Here is a 3,745-nt window from a genome sequence, read left to right as displayed (position 1 = left end):
AGCACCAGCAGCACGTTGACGCGCGCGCCCCGCCTCATCGGGCCACCGCCTCGGCGCCGGCCGTGCCGCGCCCGCCCGCCCGCAGACCCAGCCGGGCCAGCTCACCCGCGTTCGACTGAAGGAGCAGCCGCACGACGAGCACGGTGAGCAGCCCCTCGCTCACCGCCAGCGGGACCTGCGTCACGGCGAAGATGGACCCGAACTTGCCCAGGGCGCCCAGGAATCCGCTCACCGGGTCCGGGAACGCCAGCGCCAGCTGCACGCTGGTCACGCAGTACGTGCCGAGGTCGGCGACGAACGCGGCGCAGAACACCGCCACTTCCAGCCGCGCGCCGAGCCCACGCGCGAGCCGGTACACGCCGTACCCCGCCCACGGGCCCACCACGGCCATCGAGAAGACGTTGGCCCCGAGCGTCGTCAGGCCACCGTGCGCGAGCAACAGGGCCTGGAACAGCAGCGTGACGGTGCCGAGCACCGCCATCACCGGGGGCCTAAACAGCACCGCCCCCAGCCCGCTCCCGGTCGGATGCGAGCAACTCCCCGTGACGGAGGGCAGTTTGAGCGCGGACAGGACGAACATGAACGCACCCGAAGCGCCGAGCAGCAGTGTGCTCTCCGGATGTTCCCGCACTTCACGGGTGAGTTGACGAACTCCGTGGACGACGAACGGCGCGGACGCGGCAACCCAGGCGATCGCGTGCGCCGGAGGAAGGAAACCCTCGGCTATGTGCATGGCTCAGCAGACCCTCTCCAGCACCTCGTGGATGGACGACGCGCCTTGGCCGGTCTCCTGGCTGACGGGTACCACACGCCCGTGCTCCGCCTTCCCGGGTCCGTGAGGACCCAGTGGCCGCCCGCGAGGGCTGGAGCCGGACTTCCCGATCACAGTGGCGAGGGCCGCACCGGCATCACACCGGATTTCCCGTTCACCAAGGCCTTGTGACAGTAATCCGGCATCCCGTCCACTGACAAGCGACCCCTTTCGGACCGCCCGTCCGCCGAAGGCCCGCCCGGTCGCTGCCCGCACCCCTTCGCGACCGCACACGCAACGGCCCCGAGGGGACAGCCCGTTGCGGTGCCGGGGCGGGTCCGCCTCAGGCGTCGTCCCGGTCCAGCCCCCAGGTCTGCAGGGCGTACGGCCGCCCCTTCTCCTCGCCGGTGATCAACGGCACGTCGAGCAGCCGGAACCCGGCCCGGGTCGCCACGGCGACGCTCGCCGCGTTCTCCGCCTCCAGTTCGAGGATCACCCGTTCCGCGCCCAGCTCCTCGAAGGCGTACCCGGCCATCACCCGTACCGCCCGCGCCGCCAGCCCCTGCCCCCGGTGCGCCGGACCCACCGCGTATCCCAGCTCCGTCCCCTCGGGGGCCCGCCTCAGCATGATCTCGCCGAGCGGCGCGCCGCCGTCGACCGTGATGGCGAGCAGGACGGCCGTCCCCTGTTCCCGCAGCTCACGGGTCCGTGCCAGCCGTGCCCGGCCCGCCGCCGCGTCGAACGGCGAGACGATCGGCGTCCAGTACGCGATGTCCGGGTGGTCGAACAGCGCCGGCATCGCCGCCAGGTCGTCCTCGGTCCAGTCCCGCAGGACGAGCCCTTCTCCGCGCAGTTCCATCCGTGCGGGGAAGGATGACGTGTCGTTGCTCATGCGGGGCGACCTCCTGGCCTGAAAGGCGCGTGCGCGCCGGAACGGGACTGCCCGCACATCCTTTCGCCCGAAGGGACGGCTGTCAGCCGGGTATCGGCGGCGTCACCGCAGCTCGCTGAACCGCTCCGTCGCCCGCTTCGAGCCGGCGATGATGACCGTGTCCGACGGCCCCACGACGGTGGCGGGCGTGGCGGCGGCGAAACCCAGCCCGGGACGCTTGACCGCGACGACGGTGACGCCGTGGCGGTCGCGGACACCGCTCCCGCCGAGCGCGGTGCCGACGATGTCGGCGGGCGGGTTCGTCTTCACCATCGTGAAGTCGTCCTCCCACTCGACGTAGTCGAGCATGCGGCCCCGCACCAGGTGGGCGACGCGCCGGCCCATGTCGTGCTCGGGATAGACCACGTGGTGGACGCCGAGCTGGGACAGGATGCGGCCGTGCTCCTCGCTGATGGCCTTCGCCCAGACGTGCCGGATGCCGAAGGACACCAGCAGGGAGGCGGTGAGGATGCTGGCCTCCAGGTTGGAGCCGATGGCGACGACGGCACGGTCGAACTCGTGGACGCCCAGTTGCCGCAGGGCGTCCTCCTTGGTGGAGTCGGCCCGCACCGTGTGGGTGAGGGAGCCGGACAGGACCTGGACGACCTCGCGGCTCGAGTCGACGCCCAGCACCTCGGTCTCCGAGTCGGCCAGCGCCCTGGCGACGGCGCTGCCGAAGCGGCCGAGGCCGATCACCACGACGGCGTCCCGGTGGCCGGCGCGGTGCCGCTTGGAGGTGAACTTCCTAACCAATGACGGGACGCTCCTCGGGAAGGTCGTACAGGCGGACGCGCCGGCGCAGCGCGAGGGCGGAGGCGACGGTGATCGGACCGAGCCGGCCGACGAACATCAGCGCGATCAGGAGCACCTGGAGCCCGACCGGCAGACGGGCGGTGATCCCGGTGGACATGCCGGTCGTGGAGAAGGCCGAGACGACCTCGAACAGCGAGCGGTCGAGGCCGTGGTCGGAGAAGACCATGAACGCCACGGTGGAGACGACCACCGCGGCCACCGACAGCAGCGCCACGGTCAGGGCCTGGCGTTGCAGCGGGGCGGACAGACGGCGGCCGAAGGCATTGACCGAGCCCTCGCCCCGGACGTCGGCGTACAGGACGAAGAACAGCACGGCGAAGGTCGTCACCTTGATGCCCCCGGCGGTGCCCGCGCTGGAGCCGCCGACGAACATCAGCACGTCCATGCCGAGCCAGCTCACCGGGCGCATCGCGGCGATGTCGACGCTGCTGAACCCCGCGGTGCGGGGGATGACGCCCTGGAAGAACCCGGCCAGCAGTTTCCCCGGGACGCCCAGCGGGCCCAGGGTGGCGGGGTTGGACCACTCGACCGCCGTGACGAAGGCACAGCCGCCGAGCAGGAAGACGCCGGTGCCGCAGAGCGCGATCTTCGTGTGCGCGGACCAGCCGCGCGGACGCCGCGGCCGGCGGCGCAGCTCGAAGAGCACGGGGAAGCCGAGGCCCCCCGCGATGATCGCGAGCGCCACGGGGACGCAGATCCACGGGTCGGTGACGAAGGACATCAGGCTGTCCGAGTACAGCGCGAACCCGGCGTTGTTGAACGCGGAGACGCCGTGGAAGACGCCCAGCCACACCGCGCGCGGCCAGGACTCGCCGTAGGCGGTCGCGAACCGCAGCGTCAGCACCAGCGCGGTGACCGCCTCGATCAGCAGGCTCGCCTTCACCACGCCGGTCACCACCGCGCGGATGTCGCCCAGCCCCAGCGTCTTGGTCTCCGTGGCGGCCGTCATCCGCGCCCGCAGCCCCATCCTGTGGGACACCAGCAGAACCAGCACGGACGCGGACGTCATGATCCCGAAACCGCCGACCTGGACGAGCCCCAGGATCACCACGTGCCCGAAGCCGCTCCAGTACACGGCGGTGTCCACCACGACCAGGCCGGTCACGCACACGGTGGAGGTGGCGGTGAACAGCGCCTCCAGCACACCGGCCCCGCCCGGCCCCGCCTTCGCGGCCGGCAGCATCAGCAGCGCGGTGCCGAGGGCGATCGCCACGGCGAAGGCGACCACGACCACCTGGGCCGGGTGCCGC

The 3,745-nt window shown here is 71.9% G+C and carries 4 protein-coding genes and 1 riboswitch; all 4 genes read right to left on the bottom strand.

The window, feature by feature from the left end:
- Window positions 1–34: 34 nt before the first annotated feature.
- Window positions 35–733: an energy-coupling factor ABC transporter permease gene (locus tag HW445_RS21975; RefSeq protein WP_180222694.1), complete on the bottom strand. Its 699-nt coding sequence runs from the start codon at window positions 731–733 to the stop codon at window positions 35–37.
- Window positions 734–762: 29 nt separating this feature from the next.
- Window positions 763–949: riboswitch (cobalamin riboswitch) on the bottom strand.
- A 145-nt stretch (window positions 950–1,094) separates the two neighbouring features.
- The gene (locus tag HW445_RS21970) at window positions 1,095–1,643 is read right to left on the bottom strand and encodes a GNAT family N-acetyltransferase (RefSeq protein ID WP_180222693.1); all 549 of its coding nucleotides are present in this window, start codon (window positions 1,641–1,643) and stop codon (window positions 1,095–1,097) included.
- A gap of 102 nt (window positions 1,644–1,745) precedes the next feature.
- The gene (locus tag HW445_RS21965; protein ID WP_218957259.1) at window positions 1,746–2,435 is read right to left on the bottom strand and encodes a TrkA family potassium uptake protein; all 690 of its coding nucleotides are present in this window, start codon (window positions 2,433–2,435) and stop codon (window positions 1,746–1,748) included.
- Window positions 2,428–3,745, bottom strand: a 1,318-nt coding sequence (locus tag HW445_RS21960; protein ID WP_218957258.1) for a TrkH family potassium uptake protein, incomplete at its 5' end; no start/stop codon positions are given. The genes HW445_RS21965 and HW445_RS21960, both read right to left, overlap by 8 nt.

It is taken from the genome of Streptomyces sp. UH6, assembly GCF_013421635.1.
GTDB classification, from domain to species: Bacteria; Actinomycetota; Actinomycetes; order Streptomycetales; family Streptomycetaceae; genus Streptomyces; species Streptomyces abyssomicinicus.
This window is presented reverse-complemented; position numbering and strand designations above follow the sequence as displayed.